Source organism: Marinobacter sp. bablab_jr003, assembly GCF_016464245.1.
GTDB lineage: Bacteria > Pseudomonadota > Gammaproteobacteria > Pseudomonadales > Oleiphilaceae > Marinobacter > Marinobacter vinifirmus.
In genome coordinates this window covers 1-302 of sequence record NZ_JADARC010000052.1, presented here as the reverse complement: position 1 = coordinate 302, position 302 = coordinate 1, and the positions used below count along the sequence as shown (strand labels likewise).

The following is a 302-nucleotide window of genomic DNA, read 5'->3' as shown; positions in this document are numbered from 1 at the left end:
TTCCCAGAACAGGGCAAGAGGATTAGCATTCATAGGGACGGCGGTGAGTCGGTCAGGTTTGTTGTTTTGGCGAACTCAAAACTAACCGGTTTTACCGCCGTCTCCTACTTTTTCACGCTAACCCGCGATGAACCTTTTTTAAACTGGATGGAGTATTCAAGGGAGTTATTGTCAAATCTGGTGTATGACCATCAGGCAGCGTTCCTGCCAGATTGATCTTCCACCTGTATTCCATCCTGAAACTGCACGTTGTCCACGACCAGCTTCAGTTGGTCAAACCCCTTGATTCGCTTCCAGCGTTT

The 302-nt window shown here is 48.0% G+C and carries 1 protein-coding gene; it reads left to right on the top strand.

All coding sequences use genetic code 11. The annotated features are described in order from the left end of the window. Window positions 1-216 (top strand): hypothetical protein (locus H3Z84_RS16910; protein ID WP_206769059.1); only part of this gene is annotated, 216 nt, incomplete at its 5' end. Window positions 217-302 lie beyond the last annotated feature (86 nt).